The following is a 23,780-nucleotide window of genomic DNA, read 5'->3' on the forward strand; positions in this document are numbered from 1 at the left end:
GCGCGGTGTCGCGGGAAAGCCCCTGATGAGCGCCTCGTTGCCCCCTTTTCCGATCAACTTCCGCCCGTCACACTCCTCTTCGGGGGAGAGCCTTCCGTTTGCTCCCGCTCGGCGCCCGATGCGAAGAATGGCGCCGCGCAGGTGTGACGAGGGGAGCGGCACATGGGTGGGACCACGCTGGCGAAGGACGGCCCGGTCGCCGAACGCGGCGACGGGGACCGCGCGTCCGGCGGGAGCGCGTCGGAGGGCGGCGCGTCCGAGGGGAGCGCGTACGGCGCGTACGCCGATGCCTATGGCCAGGGCGCGGACGGCGACGGTACGGCCGGTACGTACGAGGCCGGTACGTACCGGGACGGCGTGTCCCGCGACGGTACGTCCGGCGAGCGCGAGCACCCCGCGACCGCCTCCCAGGCCGCCGCCCCCGCCCCGCTCAGCCCGCGCCGGGTTCGTCTTGTCTTCCTCGGGCTGATGCTCGCCCTGCTGCTCGCCTCGCTGGAGCAGATGATCGTGGCCACCGCGCTGCCGAAGATCGTCGGGGAACTCCACGGCCTGGAGCGGATGTCCTGGGCGATCACCGCCTATCTGCTCACCTCCACCATCGGCCTGCCCGTCTACGGCAAGCTCGGCGACCTCCTCGGCCGCAAGGGCGTCTTCCAGTTCGCGATCGTCGTCTTCGTCATCGGCTCCGCGCTGGCCGGCTGGTCCCGCACGATGGAGCAGCTCATCGCCTTCCGGGCGCTCCAGGGCGCCGGGGCGGGCGGGCTGCTGATCGGGGTCCAGACGATCATCGCGGACATCGTCCCGCCCCGCCGCCGCGCCCGCTACATGGGGCTCATCGGCGCCGCCTTCGGGCTCGCCTCCGTCGCCGGACCGCTGCTCGGCGGCTTCTTCACCGACCATGCCTCCTGGCGCTGGTGCTTCTGGTTCAACGTGCCGCTGGGGCTGGTCACCCTCGCCGTCGTCACCGTCGTCCTCAAGCTGCCCCGCCCCGCCGTCCGGGGCCGGCTGGACCTCCCCGGCATCCTGCTCCTCGCCGCCGCCTCCACCTGCCTGGTGCTGCTGACCAGTTGGGGCGGCACCACCTACGCCTGGGGCTCGGAGACCATCCTCGCGCTGCTCGCCGGGGCCGTGGTGACCTCGCTGCTCTTCCTGCTCGCCGAGCGGTACGCCGCCGAACCCCTCATCCCGCTCCGCCTCTTCCGCGACTCCGTCTTCAATGTCACCGGGGTGCTCGCGGTCGTCTCCGGCGTGGCGCTCTTCGGCGCGGCCGGATATCTGCCGACCTTCCTCCAGATGGCGGGCGGCGCGGGCGCCACCGAGTCCGGGCTGCTGATGCTCCCCCTGATGGGCGGCATCGTCATCGCCTCCGTCGTCTCGGGGCAGCTCGTCAGCCGTACGGGGCGGTACAAGGTCTACCCGGTGGTGGGCTCCGTGATCGCCGCCGCCGGGATGTGGCTGCTCTCCCGGCTCGAAGCCGACACCTCGCGGCTCGTCTGCGGCGTCGCCCAGGCGGTCCTCGGGATCGGGGTCGGCCTGGTGATGCCGGTGCTGGTGCTCGCCGTACAGAACTCCGTACGCCCCGCCGACCTCGGGACCGCCACCAGCGCCCACAACTACTTCCGGCAGATCGGCGGCAGCCTGGGCGCCGCCCTCTTCGGCACGCTCTTCGCGGCCCGGCTCACCGACGAGATCGCCGCGCGGGTGGACGCCGCGAGCGGACTGCCCAGCCCCGACTCGCTCACCCCGGAGCTGGTCCGCGCCCTGCCGCCCGCGCTCCGCGACGGCTATGTCCAGGCGTACGCGGAGGCCATGCCCCGGATCTTCCTCTACCTCGTGCCGGTGCTCGCGCTCGGCCTGTTGACCGCCTTCTTCCTCAAGGAGAAACCCCTGGTGTCCCAGAACGCCCCCGCCGCAGAGCCCGCCACCGAAGAGCAGGGCACGGTGCCCTTCGCCCGCTCGGAGGCCGGGCACCCCGCGCACGCCGCCCCGCTCCCGGGCGCCCCCGCCCCGTACATCCCCGGCGTGGCCGTCTGCGGCACCGTCCAGCACCCCGACGGGTCCACGGTGCCCCGGGCCGCCCTCACCCTCATCGACGTCCAGGGGCAGCAGATCGGGCGCGGCGCGAGCGGTATGGACGGGCGGTACGCGCTGAGCGTCCCCGGGCCCGGCTCGTACGTCATGATCGCGGCGGCCGGCGGGCACCAGCCACAGGCCGTCACGGTGACGGTCGGGGAGCGCCCGGTCGAGCTGGACGTGGTCCTCGGCGGCGCGGGGCGGCTCGCGGGCACCGTGAGCACCGCCGACGGCACACCGGTACGGGACGCCGCCGTCACCCTCACGGATGTCCGCGGCGAGGTCGTGGCGTCGACCCGCAGCGGACGCGAGGGCGGCTATGTGATCTCGGAGCTGGTCGCGGGCGAGTACACGCTGGCGGCCTCCGCCCCCGCCTTCCGGCCCGCCGCGCTCCCCGTCACCGTGCAGGCGGCGCGGGAGACCCGGCAGGACATCGAACTGGCCGGCGGGGCGGTGCTGCGCGGAACGGTACGGGCCGGGGGCGGGCGCCCGGTGGAGGACGCCCGGGTCACCCTGCTCGACGCGGCCGGCAATGTCGTGGACACCCTCACCACGGGGAGCGACGGCGTCTTCCGCTTCGTCGATCTCTCCTCCGGCGAGTACACGGTGATCGCGGCGGGGTATCCGCCGGTCGCCACCGTGCTCCGGATGGCGGGCGGCGGACGGACCGAACGCGATCTCCAACTGGGCCACGAAGACTGACCGGAAGTCAGCCGGAAAAGGGTTGTGCGCGGGCGCACTGCCTATTAATTCATTGCCCGGCGCAACCACTGTGAAGGTGCGTACCGTGGAGGGCGGAGCCGCGGATCCTGGCGGCAGGGAAGGAGCCTCCCACCCATGGACAGGGGTATTCCGCCGAGGCCGCCGGAGTTTTCCGTGGCAGACGGCCGGATTCCGCTCGCCGTGGTCGTCGTGGACGGCGACGGTCTGGTCTCGCACTGGTCGAGCGGGGCCCGCAGGCTCTTCGGCCCGGCCCGGGAAGAGGCGGTGGGCCGGCCCGCCGCGGATCTGATGCCGGTGGCCGGGGCGCTCGCGCCGGACGAGCGGAGCATGGTCAACGGAGGGTACGGGTACGGCGGGTACGGGTACGGGTACGACGGCCAGGGATACGGGGAACAGGCGTACGGGGAGCAGGATTACGGGGAACAGGGGTTCGGCGATTCCGGCACCCTGGGGCCCGGGCTGCACAGCCGGGGCGCGTTCCCGACCGCCGGGTGCGCCAAGGTCTCCGGGCCTGGACCGGCCCCCGGATCCGGCCGGATCGATCTGCTCTGGTGGGCCTATCCGCTGGTGGGACCGGGCCCCGGACGCCATCTGGTGCTCGCCGCCGACGCCGCCCAGTTCCGCTCGGCGGACGGCGGCGCTCCGGGCGACCCGGACGGCGGCGCGCTCCGGATCACCCCGGCCTTCGCCCTGCACACCGAGTTCCCCGACGCCGACCGGCTGGCCAGGCGGCTGCCGGACATCCTGCCCAACATGGGCCCGGCCGCAGCCGGCCGCATCGTCTCCCAGGTCCTCGAACTCGGCTACCCCGTCATGGAGTTCAGCCACCAGGAGCGGATCCCGGTCACCCCCGACTGGGGCGTGCCGAAGCGGGCGCCGGGCCATACGGTCCACCGCCTCCCGGTGGAGTCCGTACCGCACCCGCGCCGCCCGGCGGACCGGCCCACGGTCAACAGGCCCGAACTCGACCTGGAGTACGCGGCGGTGCGCGAGCGCCTCGAATTCCTCAACGAGGTCAGCGGCCGGATCGGCTCCTCCCTCGACCTCGCCCGTACGATCCGCGAGGTCACCAGCGCGGCCGTGCCCCGCTTCACCGACTTCGCCGGCACCCATCTGCGCGCCGCCGTCCTCGCCGGTGAGGGCTTCCCCGACGGGCCGCCCGACGCCACCACCCTCTGGCACCGCGTCTGGGTCGAACACAACGACGAACCGGGGCGGTGGGACGACACGGTCCCGGTCGGCGAGGCCATCGCCTTCCCCGAACACACCCCGTTCTTCCGGTGCATGAGCACCGGCGAGCCCGTCCTCATCCCCCGGATCGGCGAGCGCGAGGGGGACCGGATCTCCGGCGAGTTCGAGAAGCGGGATCTGCGGCCCCTCATCAACAACCGCTCCCTGCTGGTCGTCCCGCTCAAGGCCCGCGATGTCGTCCTCGGCTTCATGGTGCTGCTCCGCCGCCCCGGGCGCGAGCCGTTCGACGCCATGGACCGCACCACCGGTGCCGAACTCGCCGCCCGCGCCGGGCTCGTCCTCGACAACGCCCGTATGTACACCTACCAGGAGAACGTCGCGGAGACGCTCCAGGACAGCATGCTGCCGCAGGTCGAGCCCCGGATGGCGGGCTGCGACATCGCCACCCGCTATCTCCCCGGCACCCGGCTCGGCCGGATCGGCGGCGACTGGTTCGACGCCGTCAAACTCCCCGGCTCCCGCACCGCGCTCGTCGTCGGGGACGTCATGGGCCACGGCCTCAACTCGGCCGCGATGATGGGGCAGTTGCGCACCGCCGTCCGGACGATGGCCACCATGGAGATGCCGCCGGCCCAACTCCTGCGCAACCTGGACGACCTGGCCCAGCGGCTCGGCGAACAGTACCTGGCCACCTGCCTGTACGCGGTGTACGACCCGATCCGCTCCGAGGTGCAGATCGCCAACGCGGGCCATATCCCGCCGGTGCTGGTCCGCGCCGAGGACGGCAGCGGCGAGGTGCTCGACGTGCCGACCGGCGCGCCCATCGGCGTGGGCGGGGTCGCCTTCGAGACCGTCACCGTACGGATCCGCCCCGGCGACCGGCTGGTGCTCTGCACCGACGGCCTGGTCGAGGTGCGCGGCGCGGACATCGGCGACGGGCTCGCCGCGCTCTGCGCCTCGGCCGCCCACCCCGCCGCCTCGATGGCCGACGCCTGCGACACCATCATCCGGGCGCTCAACACCCGCGACGGACGCAAGGACGACGTGGCGCTGCTGATGGCCCGGCTCAACGGGATCCCCGCCGGCCATGTCGCCGAGTACGAACTCGCCCTGGAACCCGGGGAAGTGGGGCGCGCCCGGCGGCTGGTCCGGGAGCGGATGCGCGGCTGGGAGCTGCCCGGCACCGTGGTGGACTCCGCCGAACTCATGGTCAGCGAACTGGTCACCAACGCCGTCCAGCACGCCCGCACCCACCCGGTGGTGCTCCGTCTGGTCCGTACCGACGCCCTCCTCTGCGAGGTCCTGGACGACGAACCCGCCCCCGCCACCCTGCTGAGCGCGGGCCCCTCGGACGAGGCCGGGCGCGGGCTGCGGGTCGTCAGCGCGCTGGCCCGGGAGTGGGGCAGCAGCAGTTCGGCCCACGGCAAGACCGTCTGGTTCGAACTCGCACTCCCGGCCGGTGCGGGTGCGCGCGTCCACCCCCGGTCCAGGTGATCGGATCACCCCGGGCCCTCTTGCCACTCCCGCCCCACGGGCGGTACTCCATGGTGCGACAGAAGCACTCCTGGTGAGCCCGGCAAGGGGAAGGACCGACATGGACGTGTCCACGCGTTACCGCGAATCCTGGGAAGGCTACTGGCGGGAGACCTCCGATGCCCCGGGGGAGGCGATCTGGGACTGCGATCCCTCGCTCGGCTCCGTCCCGCACAGCGAACTGCTCCTGCCGTACGCCGACGCCGCACTGCCCGTGGTCGACCTCGGCTGCGGCAACGGCACCCAGACCCGCTATCTCGCCACCCGCTTCTCGCGCGCCATCGGCGTCGACCTCTCGCACGAGGCGATCGCCCACGCGCGCCGCGCCGACCCTGCGGGGAGCGCCGAGTTCGAGCAGGTCGACCTGGTCGACGAGGAGGCCGTCCGGGCGCTGCGGGGGCGCACCGGGGAGACCAATGTCTATATGCGGGCCGTCATCCACCAGAGCGAGCCCCAGGACCGGCCGGCCGTCGCGGCGGCCGTCGCCCATCTGATCGGCGCGCGCGGCCGGGCCTTCGTCGCCGAACTCACCCCCGCCTCCAAGGAGGTGCTGCGGAGCGCCGCCGAGGGGCCCGGCGGCCCGCCGGAGAAGCTGCGCCGGGTCTTCGAGCACGGTCTGAAGCCCGCGAGCGCCACCGAGGACGAGATCCCCGGCCTGCTCCGCGCGGCGGGACTGGAGATCCTGGCCGACGGCGACACCGCACTCCCGCAGACCGAACACCTGCCCGACGGCACCCGGATCGACCTGCCCGCCCGCTGGTTCGTCCTCGCGGGGCGGTAACCGGTCGTCCCGTACGGGCGTACGCGCCGCCCCCTGGGCACCTCGGCCGCCGGCCGCTCCGGCTCACCCCGCGCCCACCCCCGCGCCCGCCTTCGACCCGGCCATGGGGCGGCGGCGGGGGAGGGGGAGGGGGAAGCCGCCGGGATGGCGGGGGGTCAGGGTCTGGAGCCGGATGACCGCCTCCAGGCCGCCGCCCGGCGCCTCCAGCAGCACCGCCTCGCCGCCGCTGGCCAGGGTGAGCCGCTGGACGAGGGAGAGGCCGAGACCCGTGCCGCCCTTGGGCGCGTCGGGCGCGCGCCAGAACCGGTCGAAGGCGCGCCGCCGCTGCTCGGCGGTCATCCCGGGCCCCTGGTCCGCGACATGGAGCTCCGCCGAGATACCGCTCAGCCGCCGGAACACGGTCACCGTGGAGCCCGCCGGAGCCACCCGCAGGGAGTTGGAGAGCAGATTGTCCAGGATCTGCTCGACCGCGCCGGGCACCGCCAGGGCCCGGCCGACCGGGGCGCCGAGCAGCAGCAGCCGTACCCCGTGCCGTTCGTAGAGCGCGCCCCACGCGTGGACGCGGTCCTTCGCCGCCCGGTCCAGGTCGACCGGCTCGGGGGTGAGCGCGGTCTCCTCCATCCTCGCCAGCGCGAGCAGCGACTCGACCATCCTGGCCAGCCGGTCCGTCTCGGTCATCGCCGCGTCGAGATGGCCGCGCAGATGCGGCGGCACATCGGGTTCCAGATTGTCGAGGCGGAGCCGCAGCGCCGCGAGCGGGGTCTTGAGCTGATGGGACGCCTCCCCCGCGAACGCGCTCTGGGAGGCGAGCAGATGCTCCAGCAGCGCGGCCGTACGGTTGAACGTGGCCGCCAGCACCCGGACTTCGGGCGGGCCCGTGGTGACCGACGCCGGGGTGGTCAGGCTGCCGCCCGCCAGCGTACGGGCCGCGCGCTCCAGTTCGCGGATGGGCCGGCCGATCCAGCGGGCCAGGGTGGCCGCCACCGTACCGACGGCGACGAGGACCCCGGCCCCGCCGAGCGCCAGCCCCAGCCACACCTGGTGCACGTCGTCGGCGATCGCCCCGGTGGGGACGATGAGCCGGACGGCGCCCTGGAGCGTCGCGCCGTGCCGCACCGGCACGGCGACCGAGAGCCAGTTGACGCCGCCGATCGACGAGGTCCGTACATCGGCGCCGTTGCCGCCGCGCAGCGCCGCCGCTATCTCCGGGCGGTCGGCCAGCGCTGCCTGGTCCGCCGCGTCGAGCGGATGCGAGGTGGCGAGCAGGGCGCCCGCCGGATCGACCACGAGGACCCGGCCGCCGATGCGCTCCGCGCAGGCGGTGACCTGGGCGGAGAGTTCGTCGGGGTGCTGGTAGGCGAGGGTGAGCGAGGCGTATCCGGCGATCGCCTCGGCCTCCTCGTGGGCGGCGTTGGTGGCCCGCTCCCGTTCGGCCCGGCTGTAGACGTAGCCGAGCGGGAGCTCCAGGCAGAGCAGGACCAGCGCGGCGAGGGTCAGATAGCTGACCAGCAGTCGGCGTGTCATCAGAACCGGAACTCCGGGTGGTCGAAGGCCGGTCCGGTCCTGTCGTACGCGGGTCCCGAGGCCCTGGCCGGCCGGGCCCTCCGCACCCCCTCCGGGCGCGGCTCCGACCGTACGGCGAGCCGCAGGCCCACGCCGCGCAGCGTCTGGATCCACGCGGGATCCCCCAACTTCCGCCGCAGGGTGGCGACATGGACGTCCAGGGTCTTGGTGGGGCCGTGGAAGTTCGGGTCCCAGACCCGGTCCAGGATCTGCTGGCGCGAGTAGACCGCGCCGGGGTCCTCGGAGAGGAGGGCCAGCAGATCGAACTCCTTGGGGGTGAGGATCACCGCCCGCTCGCCGACCCAGACCTGCCGGGTGCGCCGGTCCACGATCAGGGCGCCCGTGGCGGGCGGCTGGGCGTTGGTCACCTCCACCCCGATCGGCGCCGGGATCCCGTCGAACGGGCCGGGGCCACCGGTGGCCGCCTCGGGGGAGACCGGCTGTCCCGCCGGGGCCCCGGCGGCCGGGGCGGGACCGGACCAGGCGGTGGTCCTGCGGGTCACGGCCCGGATCCGGGCGATCAACTCCCGTACGCTGAACGGCTTCGCCAGATAGTCGTCCGCGCCCAGCTCCAGGCCGAGCACCCGGTCGGCCTCCGTGCCGCGCGCGGTGAGCATGATGATGGGGACGTCCGAGACCTGCCGGATGCCTCGGCAGACGTCGATGCCGTCCATGTCCGGCAGCCCGAGATCGAGCAGCACGATGTCCCCGTACGGGCCGCGCAGCCCCTCCGTCCCCGTGGCCACCCGGCCCACGGTCACCCCGTACCGTCCCAGACCCTCGACCAGGGGTTCCGCGATCGTCGCGTCATCTTCGATGAGCAGGGCCCTCAGGGTCATGTAATTCCGTCTCTCCGTGAATTCGGGCACCGCGATTTCCGCCCGGCGGACGCGCCGGGGCGAACACCGTACGATAAATGAATGAGCGGCACACCGCTTCGCCGGGAATGGGAGGCAGGTCACAGGGGCCGGTCAAAAGATGGGATTGCCTTAGCGTTCCTCTAACCTTCGTCTTGCACAGCACTCTCTACGGTGTTGAGCCAGGTCCTGGCCACAACCACCCGCTGGGGAGGCACCCATGAAGGCTCTGCTCGAACACGCCCGCTCGTTCCGCCACCAGGTGGATTTCGAAAGCGACAGCTATCGCAAACTGGCCGAAGGGCAATTTCCGGAGGCGCTCTTCGTCGCCTGTTCCGATTCCCGGGTCATACCGGCATTGATAACCGGGGCGAGGCCGGGCGAGGTCTTCGAAATACGCAATGCGGGCAACATCGTCCCGCCGCACCGGCCCCGGCTGGTCTCCGGCGAGGCGGCCACCGTTGAGTACGCGCTCGAAGTGCTCGACGTTCAGGACATCGTGGTCTGCGGTCACTCGCACTGCGGGGCGATGGCCGCGCTCGCCTCCGGGCAGGACCTCTCCGGGCTGCCGGGCGTGGGCGCCTGGCTGGAGAACGCCCGGCCGGGGCTGGCCCCCGTGCTGGAGCGTGCCGCGTCCGGCGCCGGGGCGGCGGACCCGGCCGCGCCGGGCGACGCGCTCGTCACCGAGCTGGCGCAGCTCAACGTACGGGTCCAACTCGCCGCGCTGCGCGCGTATCCGGCGGCCCGGCGCCGGCTCGCCGAGGGGCGGCTGCGGCTGCACGGCTGGTACTACGAGGTCCACACCGGCGAGGTGTGGGAGCTGGACCAGGCCGACGGACGCTTCCGGGTGCACCCGTGCTGACCCCGGGGGAGGGGTTCGGCGGTCGCCCCGTCCAGCCGGGCCCGCCGGGCCCGGGACGCCACCGGGCCCGGCACGCGGGGCGCGGTGCGGGCGGTGCGTACGCCTCCGAGACGTATGCCCCCGATGCGTACGCACCGGACCCCTACGCACAGGAAACCTACGCACCGGACCCCTACGCACCGGACCCCTACGCACCGGACCCCTACGCCGCTGAGGCGGAGACCGGGCAGCACACCTGGCAGACGCCCGGGGGCCGGATGCCCGGGGGTCCGATGCCGGGGAGCCGGCCGGGCGGGGGGCCGATGCCCCCGCCGCCGGACCGGCCGCCCTGGCAGCCGCAGGCCCCGGGCCGGCGGACGCCGGCTCAGCGGCCCGCGCCCCGGAAGTCCCCGGGCGGGAAGCCCGATCTGGCGACCGAGATCACCGCGTCGTTCGTCGTCTTCCTCGTCGCGCTGCCCCTCTGCATCGGCGTCGCCGTGGCCTCCGGCGCCCCGCCCGAGCTGGGCATCATCTCCGGGGTCGTGGGCGGCCTGGTGGTCGGCATGGCGCGCGGCAGCACCCTCCAGGTGAGCGGGCCCGCCGCCGGACTCGCCGCGCTGGTCGCCGAGGCCGTCCTGGAGCACGGGCTCGCCACCCTCGGTGTGATCGTGCTCGCCACCGGGGTGCTCCAGATCGGGCTCGGACTGATCCGGCTGGGCCGGATGTTCCAGGCGATCTCCATCGCCGTGGTGCAGGGCATGCTCGCCGGGATCGGGATCCCGCTGATGTTCAGTCAGGCGTACCCGATGGCCGACGCCAAGGCGATCGGGGCACCGGTCGAGAACATGCTCGGCATCCCCGGGCTCCTCGCCGGCACCCTCGCCGACCCGCAGAAGGCGATCGCCGCCGCGCTCGGCATCGGCACCGTCGCGCTGAGCTTCCTCTGGAAGAAGGTGCCGGGGCCGTTCACCAAGGTGCCCGCCGCGCTCGTCGCGGTCGCGGGCGGCATGGCGGTCGCCGCGCTGCCCGGGGTGGACATCAACACCCTCCAGGTCGGCAACCTGCTCGCCTCCGTGCAGCTTCCCGGGCCCACCCAGTTCGCGCAGCTCGCCAACGGCGCGGTCCTCACCACCGTCCTCACCTTCACCGTCATCGCCTCCGCCGAGAGCCTCTTCACGGCCGCGGCCGTGGACCGGATGCACACCGGCGCCCGGACCCGCTACAACTCCGAACTCATCGCACAGGGCGCGGGCAACACGATCTGCGGCCTCCTCGGCGCGCTCCCCATGACCGCCGTCGTGGCCCGCAGCTCCGCCAATGTGCAGGCGGGCGCGAAGACCCGGATCTCGCGCACCCTGCACGGCCTGTGGCTGCTCGCCTTCGCCGTGCTGCTCCCCGGGGTGCTCGCCCTCATCCCGATCTCGGTCCTCGCGGGCGTCCTGGTGCACAGCGGCTGGAAGCTCTTCGCGCCCGCCGAGTTCCCGAAGATGTGGCGTCAGGACCGGGGCGAGTTCGCCGTCATGACCCTCACCACCGTCACGATCGTCGCCACCGCCCTGCTCGAAGGCGTCCTGATCGGGCTCGCCGCCGGCATCGTGCTGGCCGCGCTGCGGATGTCGCGGACCTCGGTGCGCACCGAGATCGCCGGGGACACCGCGAAGCTGGTCATGGCGGGCAACGCGACCTTCCTGCGGCTGCCCAAGCTGATCGACGCGCTGGAGGAGGTCGCCTCCGCCGGGCTGCCGAGGATCCGGCTCGACCTGACCGGCGTCACCCACTGGGACCACGCCTGCCGCAGCCAGGTCGACGAGTTCGTGGCCCAGCAGCGGGGCACCGGCGAGGTACGGGTGGAGCTGCTGCGGCCCGACATCCCGGGCGCACCGGTCCCGCCCGTACCGCCCGTACCACCTGTACCGCTTACACCGCCGGTCGCGCCCGGCTCCTCCGCACCGCGGGACCCGTTCGCGCGGGACCCGTTCGCGCGGGACGCGTCGATGCCGCGGGACCCGTTCGCGCCGCAGGAGCCGTCGGAGGAGGCCACGCCGTTCCCCGGGCCGACGGCCGAGTGGTTCTACCTCGACCCGACGCCGGCCGACGCGTTCCCGCCCGGCGCGGAGCCGTACCACCCGGCGGCCCGTATGCGCTGATCCGCAGGTGCTGACCCGTCATGGTCCGCCCCCCACCCGGCCGCCCCACCGGCCGGTCCCGCCCGGCCGGCGCCCCCCACCCGGCCGGCCCGTGATCCGTACGGCGCCCCTCGACCCCGAGGGAGCCGTACGGATCACGGTGTTTCGGGCGCGGCCCGTCCCGGGCCATGATGGCGGCTTGTACGCGCACCCGTACCCGGGCCGGAGAAACGGAGCAGTCGTGAAGATCCTCATCAGCGCCGACATGGAGGGTGCCACCGGGGTGACCTGGCCCGCCGACGTCCTGCCGGGGACCCCGCAGTGGGAGCGCTGCCGCGCCCTGTTCACCTCCGACGTCAACGCCGCGGTCCTCGGCTTCTTCGACGGGGGCGCGGACGAGGTCCTGATCAACGAGGCGCACTGGTCGATGCGGAACCTCCTGCTGGAGCGGCTGGACGAGCGCGCCGAAATGCTCACCGGGCGCCACAAGTCGCTCTCCATGGTCGAGGGGGTGCAGCACGGCGACGTCGACGGCATCGCCTTCGTCGGCTACCACACCGGCGCGGGGACGGAGGGCGTGCTCGCCCACACCTATCTCGCCAACACCCTCACCGGGGTCTGGCTCAACGGGGTGCGGGCCAGCGAGGGACTGCTCAACGCCCATGTCGTCGCCGAGTACGGCGTCCCCGTCCTCCTGGTCACCGGTGACGACCTGACCTGCGAGGACGCCATCGGCTACGCCCCCGAGGCGCACAAGGTCGCCGTCAAGGACCATGTGTCGCGGTACGCCGCCGTCTGCCGCACCCCGGCCCGTACCGCAGCCGACATCCGCGCCGCCGCGCGGGCGGCCACCGCCCTCGCCGGGCGCCGGGACCCGGTGGACGGCGGCCCGTTCACGGTCGAGATGGAGTTCGACGCGGCGCATCTCTCCGCCGCCGCCACCGTCGTCCCCGGTGTCACGGTGAGCGGCGAACGGCGGGTCAGGTACCTCAGCGGGACGATGTATGAGGCCATTCGCACCTTCAAAGCGGTCACGACGATCGTTTCCGCCGCCGTGGAGGAGCAGTATGGCTGACATGAACATCAGTAACACCAGTAAGACCGGCCGGGCCGGCGAGAACAGCCTGGACGCGGCGGCGCTCGACGAGGTCGTCACCTTCACCTCCGACCTCATCCGCATCGACACCACCAACCGGGGCGGCGGCGACTGCCAGGAGCGGCCCGCCGCCGAGTACGTCGCCGAGCGGCTCGCCGCCGCCGGGCTCGAACCCACCCTCCTGGAGCGCACCCCCGGGCGTACCAATGTCGTCGCCAGGATCGAGGGCACCGACCCGTCCGCCGACGCGCTCCTCGTCCACGGCCACCTCGACGTCGTCCCCGCCGAGCCCGCCGACTGGACCGTCCACCCCTTCTCCGGCGAGGTCAGGGACGGGGTGGTGTGGGGCCGGGGCGCCGTCGACATGAAGAACATGGACGCGATGGTCCTCGCCGTCGTCCGCGCCTGGGCCAGGAACGGGATCCGGCCGCGCCGCGACATCGTCCTCGCCTACACCGCCGACGAGGAGGCGAGCGCGGAGGACGGCGCGGGGTTCCTCGCCGACCACCACCCCGGGCTCTTCGAGGGGTGCACGGAGGGCATCAGCGAGTCCGGCGCCTTCTCCTTCCACGCGGGCTCCGGGATGACGCTCTACCCGATCGGCGCGGGCGAACGCGGCACCGGCTGGCTCAAGCTGACCGCCCGGGGCCGGGCGGGCCACGGCTCCAAGGTGAACCACGACAACGCGGTCAGCCGGCTCGCCGCCGCCGTCGCCCGGATCGGCGACCACCCCTGGCCGGTCCGGCTCACCCCGACCGTACGGGCGGCGCTCGCCGAGATCGCCCTGCTCCACGGGATAGAGGCCGATGTCTCCTCGGACGACCTCGATGTGGACGGGCTGCTCGGCAAGTTGGGCCCGGCCGCCGCGCTGGTCGCCTCGACCGTCCGCAACAGCGCCAACCCGACCGTCCTGGAGGCCGGTTACAAGGTCAATGTGATCCCCGGGCAGGCCACGGCGTATGTCGACGGGCGGATGGTGCCCGGCGGCGAGGAGGAGTTCCGTACCACCATGGACCTGCTGACCGGCCCCGACGTGGAGTGGGAGTTCCACCACCGCGAGGTCGCCCTCCAGGCCCCCGTCGACTCGCCGACCTTCGCCAAGCTGCGCGCCGCCGTCGAGCATGTCGACCCGGCCGGGCATGTGGTCCCGTACTGCATGTCGGGCGGTACGGACGCCAAGCAGTTCTCCCGCCTCGGCATCACCGGCTACGGCTTCTCGCCGCTCCGGCTCCCGCCCGGCCTCGACTACCAGGCGCTCTTCCACGGGGTGGACGAGCGGGTGCCGGTCTCGGCGCTGCACTTCGGGGTGCGGGTGCTCGACCACTACCTCAAGTCCGCCTGACCCGCCTCCAGTTCGCCTGGCCCGCCTCAAGTCCGCCTGACCCGCCTCCAGTTCGCCTGACCCCGTGCCCGGGGAGTGAGGAACACCCGTGACAGAGCGCATAAGCCCGTACGGAACCTGGCCGTCACCCATCGACGCCGCCCTCGCGGCCTCCCACGACGGACGCCCCGACCATCTGGGGACGGTCGGTGAGGAGGTCTGGTGGACCGAGCCGCGCCCCGAGGAGGGCGGCCGGCGCGCGCTGGTACGGCGGCGCGCCGCCGGGGCCGGGGACGCGGGGGCCGGGGAGCCCGGGGGCGCGGAAACGGTCCTGCCCGCGCCGTGGAACGTCCGCAGCCGGGTGATCGAATACGGCGGGCAGCCCTGGGCGGGCGCGGCGGACCCGGCGGGCCGGCCGCTCGTCGTCTTCGTCCACTTCCCCGACCAGCGGCTCTACGCGTACGCGCCGGACGGCGGGGACGAGGGGTTCGGCGGGGCGGCCGGGGCGGCCGGGCCGCGTCCGCTCACGCCGGTCTCCGCCGTCGGCGGCGGGGTGCGCTGGGCCGATCCGGTGATCCATCTCGACCGGGGCGAAGTCTGGTGCGTGCTGGAGGAGTTCACCGGCGAGCACCCCACTGACGTGCGCCGGACCATCGCCGCCGTACCGCTCGACGGGTCGGCGGCCGAGGACCGTACGGCGGTACGGGAACTCTCCGGCTTCCGGCACCGCTTCGTCACCGGGCCCCGGCTCTCCCCGGACGGCACCACCGCCGCGTGGATCGCCTGGGACCACCCCCGGATGCCGTGGGACGGCACCGAGGTGATGACCGGTGAGGTTTCGCCCGCCGATCCGCTCACCGGCACGCCCCCGTTCACCGGCGTCCGGCCGGTCGCCGGGGGCACGGACGAGGCGGTCGCCCAGGTCGACTGGGCGCCGGACGGCTCCCTGCTCTATGTCTCCGATCCGGACGGCTGGTGGGAGCTGAGACGCCTGGCCGAGGGCTCCGCGACGAGCACGGCGCTCTGCCCCGGCCGCGAGGAGGAGTTCGGCGGCCCCCTCTGGAAGCTCGGCCAGCGCTGGTTCCAGCCGCTGACCGGCGGTTCGGTCGCCGTCGTGCACGGCAAGGGCACCACGGCGCTCGGCTTCCTCGACCCCGCCACCGGTGAACTGGCCGATGTCGCCGGGCCCTGGACCCAGTGGGGCGCCTCCCTCGCCGCCCACGGCGACAAGGTCGTCGGCATCGCCGCGAGCCCGTGGAGCGCCGCCGAGGTGGTGGAGGCCGACCCGCGCACCCGGGAGGTCCGGGTGATCGGCTCGGCGCACCGGGACCCGGTCGACCCCGCGTACTACTCCGCGCCCCGCAGCCGTGTCTTCACCGGGCCCGGCGGGCGCGAGATCCACGCCCATGTCCACCCGCCCCGCCACCCGGAGCTGACCGCCCCCGAGGGCGAGCTGCCGCCGTACATCATCTGGGCGCACGGCGGACCCACCGGCCACGCACCGCTCGAACTCGACCTGGAGATCGCCTACTTCACCTCGCGCGGCATCGGCGTCGCCGTCGTCAACTACGGCGGCTCCACCGGTTACGGCCGCGCCTACCGCGAGCGGCTGCGCGAACAGTGGGGCGTGGTCGACGTCGAGGACTGCGCGGCCGTCGCCGAGGCGCTGGCCGCCGAGTCCACCGCCGACCGGGCCAGGATCGCGGTACGCGGCGGCAGCGCGGGCGGCTGGACGGCAGCCGCTTCGCTCACCGGGACGAGCGTCTACGCCTGCGGCACCATCATCTATCCGGTGCTCGACCTGGAGGGGTGGGCGACCGACGAGACCCACGACTTCGAGTCCCAGTACCTCCACTCGCTGATCGGTCCGTACGCCGAGGTCCCCGCCCGCTACCGGGAGCGTTCGCCGCTGTCGCACCTCGACCGGCTCAGCGCGCCGTTCCTGCTCCTCCAGGGGCTCGACGACGTGATCTGCCCGCCCGTCCAGAGCGCCCGCCTCCTGGAGCGCGCGGCCGGGCGCGGCGTGCCCCACGCGTATCTCGGCTTCGAGGGCGAGGGGCACGGCTTCCGCAGGGCGGACACCATGGTGCGCGCGCTGGAGGCCGAACTCTCGCTGTACGCCCAGACGTTCGGGCTCGCCCGGACCGACATCCCGCATCTGGAGCTGACCACATGACCCTGGGAGCCGACGAGATGACCCCGGAGCCGACGCCATGACCTGTCCGTCCGACGCGCTCGACCCCTCCTCGGCGGGTACGGGGCTCACCCGGCCCGCGCGGCTGCGCCCGGGGGCCCGGGTCGCCGTCGTCGCGCCCAGCGGCCCCGTCCCCGCCGACCGGCTGGAGGCGGGGCTCGACATCCTGCGCCGCTGGGAGCTCGACCCGGTCGTCGCCCCGCATGTCCGGGACGTCCACCCGCGCCACGACTACCTCGCCGGTACGGACGAGGCGCGCGCCCGCGACCTCCAGGCGGCCTGGTGCGACCCGGCCTTCTCGGCGGTGTTCTGCGCCCGGGGCGGGTACGGGGCCCAGCGGATGGTGGACCTGCTCGACTGGTCCGCGATCCGGGCGGCGGGGCCCAAGGTCTTCGTCGGCTACAGCGACATCACCGCGCTCCACGAGGCGTTCGCCCTGCGCGCCGGACTCGCCACGCTGCACGGCCCGATGACCGCCGCGCTCACCTTCCTCAAGGACCCGGCCACGCAGGAGTCCCTGCGGGCCACGCTCTTCGAGCCCGAGTCGGTCCGCACCCTCGGCCTCGCCACCGCGCGCTGCCTGGTCCCGGGGCGGGCCCGGGGCGTCACCCTCGGCGGCTGTGTCAGCCTCCTCGCCTCCGACCTGGGCACGCCGTACGGGCGCCGGGCGGCCACCGGGGGCCTGCTGATGATCGAGGACACCGGTGAGGAGCCGTACCGCCTCGACCGTATCCTCACCCAACTGCTCCGCTCCGGCTGGCTGGACGGCGTCGCCGGGATCGGCCTCGGCTCCTGGGCCGGGTGCGGCCCGTACGAGGAGGTCAGGGCGGTGCTGCTGGACCGGCTCGGCGGGCTCGGCGTACCGGTGGTCGAGGAGCTGGGCTTCGGGCACGCGGAGACCGCGCTGACGGTGCCGCTGGGGGTGCCGGGGGTGCTGGACGCGGAGAGCGCGACGCTCACGCTGGACGTACCGGCGCTGACGTGACGTGGATGACGTGCGGCGGTACGGGCGGCATGAGGTGACCCCGTGACGGAACCGCCGGCCGTGCCCGGACGGCCCGCCGGATCCGGACGGTCCGCCGTGCCCGGACGGCCCGCCGGGCCGCCGCCTGTCGCCCCGGTCGCGGAGGGCCCGCGTACGTATCTGAGCCCGTACCGCCCAGAGGACGCCGAGGAGTTCACCGCCCGCGCGCGGGAGAGCAGGGGGCTCCACCGCCCCTGGCTCTTCCCGCCGCAGGAGCCCGTCGCGTACGCCGGTTACGCGGGCCGGATCGCCGAGGACCCGGCGCGGGCCGGGTATCTGGTCCGTATCCGCGCTGACCACCGGATCGCGGGGTTCATCAACATCAACAACATCGTCCGGGGCGCGTTCCTCTGCGGGGCACTGGGGTACGGCGCCTTCGTGGGCGCGGCCGGGCGGGGCCTGATGTCCGAGGCGCTGGGCCTGGTCGTCGGCGAGGCCTTCGGGCCGCTCGGCCTGCACCGGCTGGAGGCCAACATCCAGCCGGGCAACGCCGCGTCCATCGCGCTGGTGCGGCGCGCCGGGTTCCGTCTGGAGGGGTACTCGCCCGCCTTCCTCCTCATCGACGGCGCGTGGCGCGACCACGAGCGGTGGGCGCTGACCGCGGAGGGGGCGGTGCCGGACGCCGGGCGGGGCGCCGGGCGGGGCGCCTGAGCGGGCGCCTGGGCCGTCCCGACGACGCGTCCCGACGGTGCGTCCTGTCGCTCGGACGCCTTCGGCCCGCCGCCGTCGGCCCGTTCAGGCGCCCGCGACCACCTTCCGGTCGGCGTACTCGAAGACCGAGCCGTCGGGGTGCACCGCGATCAGATTGCGCCCCGCCGGGGTCGGCACGGGGCCCGCGACGATCCGGGCGCCGCCCTCGGTGAGCACCGTCAGCGTCTCCTCGACGTCCTTGACGGCGATGGTCGCCGTCACCCTGCGCAGCACGTCGATCTCCGACGCGGGGCCGCTCATCAGGAGGAAGCAGCCGACGGCGGCGACGGAGACCCCGCCGCGCTCGAAGCGGAGGGCGGAGGCGCCGGTGAGGCGTTCGTAGAACCTCACCGACGTCTCCAGATCGTCGACGCAGATACGCAGCGTGGTGCCCATGATGTCCATGCCCGCCAGGTTAGTTGGCGCGGCGGGCGGTGGGGAGCGGGGGAGCGGTGGACCCCCGGCGCTGATCCGGTGACGGGTCCCGGCGGTGCCCCTGGCGCCTCAGACCCGGCAGAGGATCTCGCCGTGCGGGACCATGAACCAGGCGTCCGGCGCCGCGCCCCACGCCCGCCATCCGGCCGCCACCTCCGCCAACCGCTCGCGGGTCGCGTGTCCGCCGCCGACCGCGCGGTCCGCGTAGGCCGAGGCGACCGTACGGTCCGCCCAGAGCCCGCTCCACCACGCGCGCTCCTCGGGTGTCGCGTAGCACCAGGTCCCGGCGGAGGCGGTGATGTCGGTGAACCCGGCCTGCCGGGCCCAGGAGAGCAGCCGCCGCCCCGCGTCCGGCTCGCCGCCGTTGGCGCGCGCGACCCGCTGGTACAGGGCCTGCCAGGCGTCCAGCGCCGGGACCTCCGGGAACCAGGTGAAGGCCGAGTAGTCCGAGTCCCGCGCCGCGACGATCCCGCCCGGCCGGCAGACCCGGCGCATCTCCCGCAGGGCCTGGACCGGGTCACCGACATGCTGGAGCACCTGGTGGGCATGGACGACATCGAAGGAGTCGTCGGGGAAGTCCAGCTCGTGGACATCGGCGACCGCGAACCGGACTTCGGGCCCGCCCGCCGCCGCCACCGTCGCCCGCGCGGTGTCGAGCACCCCCTCGGAGGCGTCCACGCCGGTCACCGCCCCGGGCGCCACCAGCGCGGCCAGGTCGGCGGTGATGGTCCCGGGCCCGCACCCGACGTCCAGGACGTCCTGGCCTGCCCGCAGTTCGGGCAGGAGATACGCGGCCGAGTTGGCGGCGGTACGCCAGGTGTGCGACCGGAGCACGGACTCGTGGTGCCCGTGGGTGTAGACGGCGGTCTCCTTCGGCATGGCCGGCCTCGCTCTCGTGACGGTGGTCACCGTTGTGACGCGGTCGGCTCAGGCTACGCCGCCATGTCGCATGATGAGATAGGCGTCTTGCGATGTGGACCTCATCCGGACCTGCGGTGCCACTCCTCCCGGGTCAGCTCGTACGCGACGTCCCCGTGCTCCGACCCCGGGATCGTCTCCGGCCACTCCGCGAAGAACGTCCGGACGTACCGCAGCCCCGCCTTCTCCAGCACCCGCCGCGACCCGGAGTTCACGGTCATCGTCTCCGCGGTGACCAGCTCCGTGCCGAGGGCGGTGAACGCCGTACGGACGAGCGCGCGCGCCCCCTCGGTCGCGTACCCCCGGCCCCACGCCGCCCGGCGTAGCCGGTACCCGAGCTCGACCACGCGCCACCCATGCGCGCCCCCGGGCGCCGGTCCCGGCTCCGCGTCCGGTCCCGGCTCCGTGTCCGCCTCAGGCTCCGCGTCCTGTCCTGGGGCCAGGTCCGGCCGCGGTTCCAGGCAGAACCAGCCGATCCAGGCGCCGGTGGCCCGCTCCTCGGCGGCCCAGAACCCCGGGCCCAGCACTCTGGGCAGCGTCGTGCGCCGTACCGTGTCCGGGGAGACGGGCGCGCCGCCGTCGATGTACCGCCGCACCCCGGGGTCGTTGTCGAGCGCGACGAGCCGGGCCACCTCGGCCGCGTCGTCGGAGAAGGGGCGCAGGAGCAGCCGTCGGGTCGTCAGCAGCCGTCGGGTCGTCAGGGTCGTCGGGGGGGCGTCCGTGTCCATGGCCCGGGATCCTCGGCCGCCGTGCCCGGCGCCGTCCAGCGGATATCCGGCCCGGGAGGTCAGAGCAGGGCCTGGGGACGGTACACCGTCAGGGCCTCCACCGCCTTGTCCAGGGTCAGTCGGCGCGGGGCCGGGGCCACTTCGCCGTCGTAGGCGAGGCGGGTGCCCGGGGCGATGTGGTTGACACGGACCCGGCGCATGCGGACCGCCGCGTGGACGGGGGAGCGGCTCAGCGGGCCCGCCAGAGCGGCGGCGAGGAGGCGGGCGCCGGGGGCCCGGCCGCCGTGGACGATGCGGAGGTCGAGCAGCCCGTCGGCGAGGTTCCGCCGGTGGCCGGGGGTCGGGCCCACCTGGTCGTAGATACCGTTGCCCGCGAAGAGCAGCCAGAGCGAGCGCCGCCGGCCCTCGAACTCCGCGTCGATCTGGTGCTCCCCGCGCAGCACCTCCGCCGCCGCGACCACCCCGGCGGGCCAGCCGCCGATCCGGGGCGCCCAGCGCTCCCGCGCCCGTACCAGCTCCGGATAGACGCCCAGGCTGAAGGTGTTGACGAAGTAGCCCGGCGCCCCGCCGTCCGGGCCCGGGGTGAACCGCCCCAGGTCGACCCGGACGGCGTCACCCGCCGTCAGCGCCCGACAGGTGTCGTGCACGTTCTCTATGCCCAGGTCGTACGCGAAGTGATTGAGGGTGCCGCCCGGGAAGACCGCCAGCGGCAGCCCGCGCCGTACCGCCACCGACGCGGCCCGGTTGATCGTCCCGTCGCCGCCGAGCACCCCCAGGGCCCGGCAGTCGTCCGCCGCCTTCTCCAGCTCCGCCCCCACCTCCTGGGGTTCGCAGAGCACCACCCGTGCGAGCGGCAGTTCCTCGCGTACCAGCCCGGCCGTGTCCGAGGAGCCCGAGGCCCGGTTGACGACCACGGTCAGCCCCTCGCCCCCGGGGAGCGCGGGCGCCGGGGCGTGCGGCCGGCCCGGCGCGGGGAGCTGCGAGCGCGTCGGTACGAGCCCCCGTACCGCGAAGGCCGCCCCCACCCCCAGCGCCGCCCCCGCCACCACATCGCTCGGATAGTGCACCCCGGTGTAGACCCGGGAGAGCGCCACCGCCGCGGCCACCGGCGCCACCGCCGCGCCCCACCCTCTCGACTCCAGCGCGACCCCGGTCGCGAACGCCGCCGCCGAGGCCGCGTGCCCGGACGGGAAGGAGGAGGTGAACGGCTGCCGCTTGAGCTGCCGTATCACCGGTACGACGTCGAGCAGCGGGCGCTGCCTCCGCACCGCCCGCTTCCCGACGGTGTTGATGGCGGCGGACGCCACCGCCAGCGACGCCACCCCCCGCAGCGCCGCCCGGCGCGAGCGCGCGCTGCCGCCCAGCACCGCCATCCCGGCCGCCGCCCCGAACCAGAGCAGCCCATGGTCGGCGGCGCGGCTCAGCCGGGGCAGCACCCGGTCCGCGCCCGGCCAGTGCCGGCCGGCGACCGAGCGCAGGGCGCGTTCGTCCCAGGAGGCGAGCAGCGCGGCGAGCGGGGAAGGGGGCGGGGTGGTAGGCGGGATGGTGGGCACGGGGCCATGGGTGGTCTTCGGCATGGCACCCGGGTACCCGGACCCCGCCCGCTCACTCCGCGCCGCCTCCGGGGGCCGGTCGGGGCGAACCTCCGTATCGTCGGAGAAAGGTCCTCGGGGGCGTGGAATGCACCTCGGGACCCGGTGCTTCTCTGCCCGGAGGTGGTGCGGATGCGGCGGACGGCCCTGGAGGCCCGGGGGCCCGTACGGTACGGGCCGCCCGCCCCGGCGGCGGGGCTGCCCGTCCTGCCGGAGCTGGCCGAGGCGTGCGCGGCGGCGGCGGGACGGACCGCCCCGGAGCCGCCCGGCGGGGGCGCGGTGCTCCGGGAGGCCGCCTGCGGCTACTGGGCGCGGCGCGGACTGCCCGGCGGCGTCGACGACGTGGCGGCGGCGCCGGGCGCGCCCCCGCTGCTCCTCGCGCTGCTCGCCGCGTACGGCGGGGACGTGCTGCTGCCCCGCCCCTGTCCCGCCTGGTGGACACCGCAGGCCCGGCTGCTGGGACGCCCCGCGTACCACGTACCGGCCCCGGCCGACGCGGGCGGCGTACCGGACCCGTACGCCCTGCTGGAGACCGTCCGGCGGATCCGGGCGGAGGGCGGGTGCCCGCGCGTCCTGCTGCTCTGCCTCCCCGACGACCCGACGGCCACCGTCGCCCCGCCCGAACGGGTCCGCGCGGCCTGCGAGGCGGCGATCGCCGAGGGCCTGCACATCATCAGCGACGAGACCTGGCGCGACACCCTGCACCGGCCGCACGAGACGGCGGTGTTCAGCCCGGCCGGCATGTGGCCCGACGAGGTCACCGTCCTCGACGACGCGGTCGGCTCGCTGCTCCCGGCCGCCTGGCCGATGGCCGTCGCCCGCTACCCCGCCACCGCCGCAGGGGCCGCGCTGCGCGCCAGGACCCTCGACGCCCTCGCCGCGCTCGGCGCCCTTGTCGCGGGCCCGGTCGCCGCCGCCGCGGCGCACGCGCTGGACGAGCCCGCCGCCGTCACCGAACGGGCGCTGGCCGCCTCGGCGCTCTACGGCCGTATCGCGCGGGCCGCCCGCGAGGTGGTGCTCGCCGCCGGGGCGCTGGCCCGGCTGCCCGACGCGGGCCGGCATCTCTACGCCGACCTCGGGCCGCTCCGCGACCGGCTCGCCGCGCTCGGCGTCACCGACTCGCTGGAGCTGGAGAACCACCTCGGCGCCCGGCTGGGCACGCCCACCCCCGGCGGCCACCGCTTCGGCGACGAACTGGGCTCGCTCCGGGTCCGCCTGCCCACCGACCCGCTGATCGGCGCGACCCCGGACGAGTGCCTGGAATCCCTCACCTCCACGGCACCGCTGGACCTGCCCCACGTAGCGCGCGCCCTCGCCCACCTCGAAGCCGCCCTCGGCGAAGGGGGGTGAAGGGCCCCTAAGGCGTACCCCCCACCCGGTGGCCCTCCGCCCCCGGGCCGGCCGTGTCCTCCCCGGGCTCGCCCGGTGCGGGCGTGCCGCCGGGGCCCGTACCGTCGCCGGTGCCGCGTCGTACCCTCCGCCACAGGGCCGGCGCGCCGCTGACGACCACCGTCACCAGCACCGCCGCCACCACGCCCTCCCACGGTTCCGCGAAGAGGGAGCCGCCCGCCACACCGATGAGCTGATATGTCGCCGCCCATGCCAGGCACGCGGGGATGTCGCCCCGGGCGAACCGGCGCAGCGGCCAGCGGCCGATGAGGCACGCCAGCATCACCGGGATGCGGCCCGCCGGGACCAGGCGGGAGAGGACCAGGACCGTCACACCGCGTTCGCGCAGGTTCCGCTGGGCCGCCTCCAGGCGGTCGGGCGGGGCGTGTTCGCGGAGCGCCGAGAGCCAGCGCGAGCCGTTCTTCGAGCCGACCCCGCGCCGCCCGAGCCAGTACAGCGCCACATCGCCGAGGAGCGCCGCGCAGGACGCCGTCAGGAAGAGGCCGGCCAGCGAGAGCATGTTGAAGGGGGAGCGCTGGTGGAGCGCCACCACCGCCGCCGTGGACACCACCGCCCCCGTCGGCACCACCGGCACCAGCGCGCCCAGCGCCACCAGCAGGAAGACCGACGGATAGCCGACCGCCTGCTGGGTCGACTCCGGTGGCACCACCGTGAGCTGGGAGAGTATCCCGTCGATCACCGCGC

The 23,780-nt window shown here is 74.6% G+C and carries 18 protein-coding genes; 11 read left to right on the top strand and 7 right to left on the bottom strand.

The genetic code is table 11. The features are described from left to right. The first annotated feature begins 162 nt into the window (after positions 1-162). The 3 genes from AB0O07_RS03030 to AB0O07_RS03040 all read left to right on the top strand — a co-directional run bounded on the left by AB0O07_RS03030 (position 163) and on the right by AB0O07_RS03040 (position 6,301). Positions 163-2,775, top strand: coding sequence for an MFS transporter (locus AB0O07_RS03030; RefSeq protein ID WP_365625894.1), 2,613 nt, complete (start codon positions 163-165; stop codon positions 2,773-2,775). Between the two features lie 135 nt (positions 2,776-2,910). Continuing rightward, entirely contained in the window at positions 2,911-5,481 is a 2,571-nt protein-coding gene (locus AB0O07_RS03035) for a SpoIIE family protein phosphatase (RefSeq protein ID WP_365625897.1), read from the top strand. A gap of 100 nt (positions 5,482-5,581) precedes the next feature. Then, positions 5,582-6,301 carry a class I SAM-dependent methyltransferase gene (locus tag AB0O07_RS03040; protein WP_365625900.1) on the top strand — a complete coding sequence of 240 codons (720 nt, stop codon included), beginning with the start codon at positions 5,582-5,584 and terminating at the stop codon, positions 6,299-6,301. Positions 6,302-6,364: 63 nt separating this feature from the next. Here AB0O07_RS03040 and AB0O07_RS03045 read toward each other — a convergent pair whose 3' ends face one another. Together AB0O07_RS03045 and AB0O07_RS03050 are read right to left on the bottom strand one after the other, a co-directional pair. Continuing rightward, positions 6,365-7,825: a HAMP domain-containing sensor histidine kinase gene (locus AB0O07_RS03045; RefSeq protein WP_365625903.1), complete on the bottom strand. Its 1,461-nt coding sequence runs from the start codon at positions 7,823-7,825 to the stop codon at positions 6,365-6,367. Continuing rightward, positions 7,825-8,703 (bottom strand): response regulator transcription factor, encoded by an 879-nt coding sequence (locus AB0O07_RS03050; protein ID WP_365625906.1) that lies wholly within the window; start codon positions 8,701-8,703, stop codon positions 7,825-7,827. Before AB0O07_RS03050 ends, AB0O07_RS03045 begins: the two co-directional genes overlap by 1 nt. Positions 8,704-8,941: 238 nt before the next feature. Between AB0O07_RS03050 and AB0O07_RS03055 the strand changes: the two genes are divergently transcribed. The 7 genes from AB0O07_RS03055 (at position 8,942) to AB0O07_RS03085 (ending at position 17,974) form a co-directional block, all read left to right on the top strand. Then, the gene (locus tag AB0O07_RS03055; protein WP_365625909.1) at positions 8,942-9,583 is read left to right on the top strand and encodes a carbonic anhydrase; all 642 of its coding nucleotides are present in this window, start codon (positions 8,942-8,944) and stop codon (positions 9,581-9,583) included. A gap of 302 nt (positions 9,584-9,885) precedes the next feature. Next, positions 9,886-11,709, top strand: coding sequence for a SulP family inorganic anion transporter (locus tag AB0O07_RS03060; protein WP_365625912.1), 1,824 nt, complete (start codon positions 9,886-9,888; stop codon positions 11,707-11,709). Positions 11,710-11,929: 220 nt separating this feature from the next. Next, entirely contained in the window at positions 11,930-12,763 is an 834-nt protein-coding gene (locus AB0O07_RS03065; protein ID WP_365625915.1) for a M55 family metallopeptidase, read from the top strand. Between the two features lies 1 nt (position 12,764). After that, on the top strand, positions 12,765-14,126 hold the full coding sequence (locus AB0O07_RS03070; RefSeq protein ID WP_365625919.1) for a M20/M25/M40 family metallo-hydrolase: 1,362 nt from the start codon (positions 12,765-12,767) through the stop codon (positions 14,124-14,126). 88 nt (positions 14,127-14,214) lie between these two features. Further along, positions 14,215-16,281 carry a prolyl oligopeptidase family serine peptidase gene (locus AB0O07_RS03075; RefSeq protein ID WP_365625922.1) on the top strand — a complete coding sequence of 689 codons (2,067 nt, stop codon included), beginning with the start codon at positions 14,215-14,217 and terminating at the stop codon, positions 16,279-16,281. A 37-nt stretch (positions 16,282-16,318) separates the two neighbouring features. Continuing rightward, positions 16,319-17,284: an LD-carboxypeptidase gene (locus AB0O07_RS03080; RefSeq protein WP_365625924.1), complete on the top strand. Its 966-nt coding sequence runs from the start codon at positions 16,319-16,321 to the stop codon at positions 17,282-17,284. A 96-nt stretch (positions 17,285-17,380) separates the two neighbouring features. After that, positions 17,381-17,974, top strand: a complete 594-nt coding sequence (locus tag AB0O07_RS03085; RefSeq protein ID WP_365627940.1) for a GNAT family protein — start codon at positions 17,381-17,383, stop codon at positions 17,972-17,974. An 84-nt stretch (positions 17,975-18,058) separates the two neighbouring features. Here the strand turns inward: AB0O07_RS03085 and AB0O07_RS03090 are convergent, their stop codons facing one another. The 4 genes from AB0O07_RS03090 to AB0O07_RS03105 all read right to left on the bottom strand — a co-directional run bounded on the left by AB0O07_RS03090 (position 18,059) and on the right by AB0O07_RS03105 (position 21,671). Beyond that, positions 18,059-18,418 (bottom strand): VOC family protein, encoded by a 360-nt coding sequence (locus AB0O07_RS03090; protein ID WP_365625927.1) that lies wholly within the window; start codon positions 18,416-18,418, stop codon positions 18,059-18,061. Positions 18,419-18,517: 99 nt separating this feature from the next. After that, positions 18,518-19,327 (bottom strand): methyltransferase domain-containing protein, encoded by an 810-nt coding sequence (locus AB0O07_RS03095; protein ID WP_365625930.1) that lies wholly within the window; start codon positions 19,325-19,327, stop codon positions 18,518-18,520. A 101-nt stretch (positions 19,328-19,428) separates the two neighbouring features. Next, a complete protein-coding gene (locus AB0O07_RS03100; RefSeq protein WP_365625933.1) occupies positions 19,429-20,094 on the bottom strand; it encodes a GNAT family N-acetyltransferase in 666 nt (221 codons plus the stop codon). 59 nt (positions 20,095-20,153) lie between these two features. Beyond that, positions 20,154-21,671, bottom strand: a complete 1,518-nt coding sequence (locus tag AB0O07_RS03105) for a phosphatase PAP2 family protein (protein ID WP_365625936.1) — start codon at positions 21,669-21,671, stop codon at positions 20,154-20,156. A gap of 147 nt (positions 21,672-21,818) precedes the next feature. On the opposite strand from AB0O07_RS03105, the gene AB0O07_RS03110 reads away from it, so the two are divergent. Then, on the top strand, positions 21,819-23,036 hold the full coding sequence (locus AB0O07_RS03110; protein ID WP_365625939.1) for an aminotransferase class I/II-fold pyridoxal phosphate-dependent enzyme: 1,218 nt from the start codon (positions 21,819-21,821) through the stop codon (positions 23,034-23,036). 7 nt (positions 23,037-23,043) lie between these two features. Here AB0O07_RS03110 and AB0O07_RS03115 read toward each other — a convergent pair whose 3' ends face one another. Beyond that, positions 23,044-23,772 (bottom strand): VTT domain-containing protein, encoded by a 729-nt coding sequence (locus AB0O07_RS03115; RefSeq protein WP_365627943.1) that lies wholly within the window; start codon positions 23,770-23,772, stop codon positions 23,044-23,046. Positions 23,773-23,780 lie beyond the last annotated feature (8 nt).

The organism is Streptomyces sp. NPDC093085 (assembly GCF_040683935.1).
GTDB lineage: Bacteria > Actinomycetota > Actinomycetes > Streptomycetales > Streptomycetaceae > Streptomyces.

Bases quoted from the DNA above. Each gene is read 5' to 3' on its own strand.
- AB0O07_RS03030 (WP_365625894.1), top strand. From the start codon at position 163: ATGGGTGGGACCACGCTGGCGAAGGACGGCCCGGTCGCCGAACGCGGC.
- AB0O07_RS03070 (WP_365625919.1), top strand. From the start codon at position 12,765: ATGAACATCAGTAACACCAGTAAGACCGGCCGGGCCGGCGAGAACAGC.
- AB0O07_RS03080 (WP_365625924.1), top strand. From the start codon at position 16,319: ATGACCTGTCCGTCCGACGCGCTCGACCCCTCCTCGGCGGGTACGGGG.
- AB0O07_RS03035 (WP_365625897.1), top strand. From the start codon at position 2,911: ATGGACAGGGGTATTCCGCCGAGGCCGCCGGAGTTTTCCGTGGCAGAC.
- AB0O07_RS03050 (WP_365625906.1), bottom strand. From the start codon at position 8,703: ATGACCCTGAGGGCCCTGCTCATCGAAGATGACGCGACGATCGCGGAA.
- AB0O07_RS03055 (WP_365625909.1), top strand. From the start codon at position 8,942: ATGAAGGCTCTGCTCGAACACGCCCGCTCGTTCCGCCACCAGGTGGAT.
- AB0O07_RS03090 (WP_365625927.1), bottom strand. From the start codon at position 18,418: ATGGACATCATGGGCACCACGCTGCGTATCTGCGTCGACGATCTGGAG.
- AB0O07_RS03045 (WP_365625903.1), bottom strand. From the start codon at position 7,825: ATGACACGCCGACTGCTGGTCAGCTATCTGACCCTCGCCGCGCTGGTC.
- AB0O07_RS03060 (WP_365625912.1), top strand. From the start codon at position 9,886: ATGCCCCCGCCGCCGGACCGGCCGCCCTGGCAGCCGCAGGCCCCGGGC.
- AB0O07_RS03040 (WP_365625900.1), top strand. From the start codon at position 5,582: ATGGACGTGTCCACGCGTTACCGCGAATCCTGGGAAGGCTACTGGCGG.
- AB0O07_RS03095 (WP_365625930.1), bottom strand. From the start codon at position 19,327: ATGCCGAAGGAGACCGCCGTCTACACCCACGGGCACCACGAGTCCGTG.
- AB0O07_RS03105 (WP_365625936.1), bottom strand. From the start codon at position 21,671: ATGCCGAAGACCACCCATGGCCCCGTGCCCACCATCCCGCCTACCACC.
- AB0O07_RS03110 (WP_365625939.1), top strand. From the start codon at position 21,819: ATGCGGCGGACGGCCCTGGAGGCCCGGGGGCCCGTACGGTACGGGCCG.
- AB0O07_RS03100 (WP_365625933.1), bottom strand. From the start codon at position 20,094: ATGGACACGGACGCCCCCCCGACGACCCTGACGACCCGACGGCTGCTG.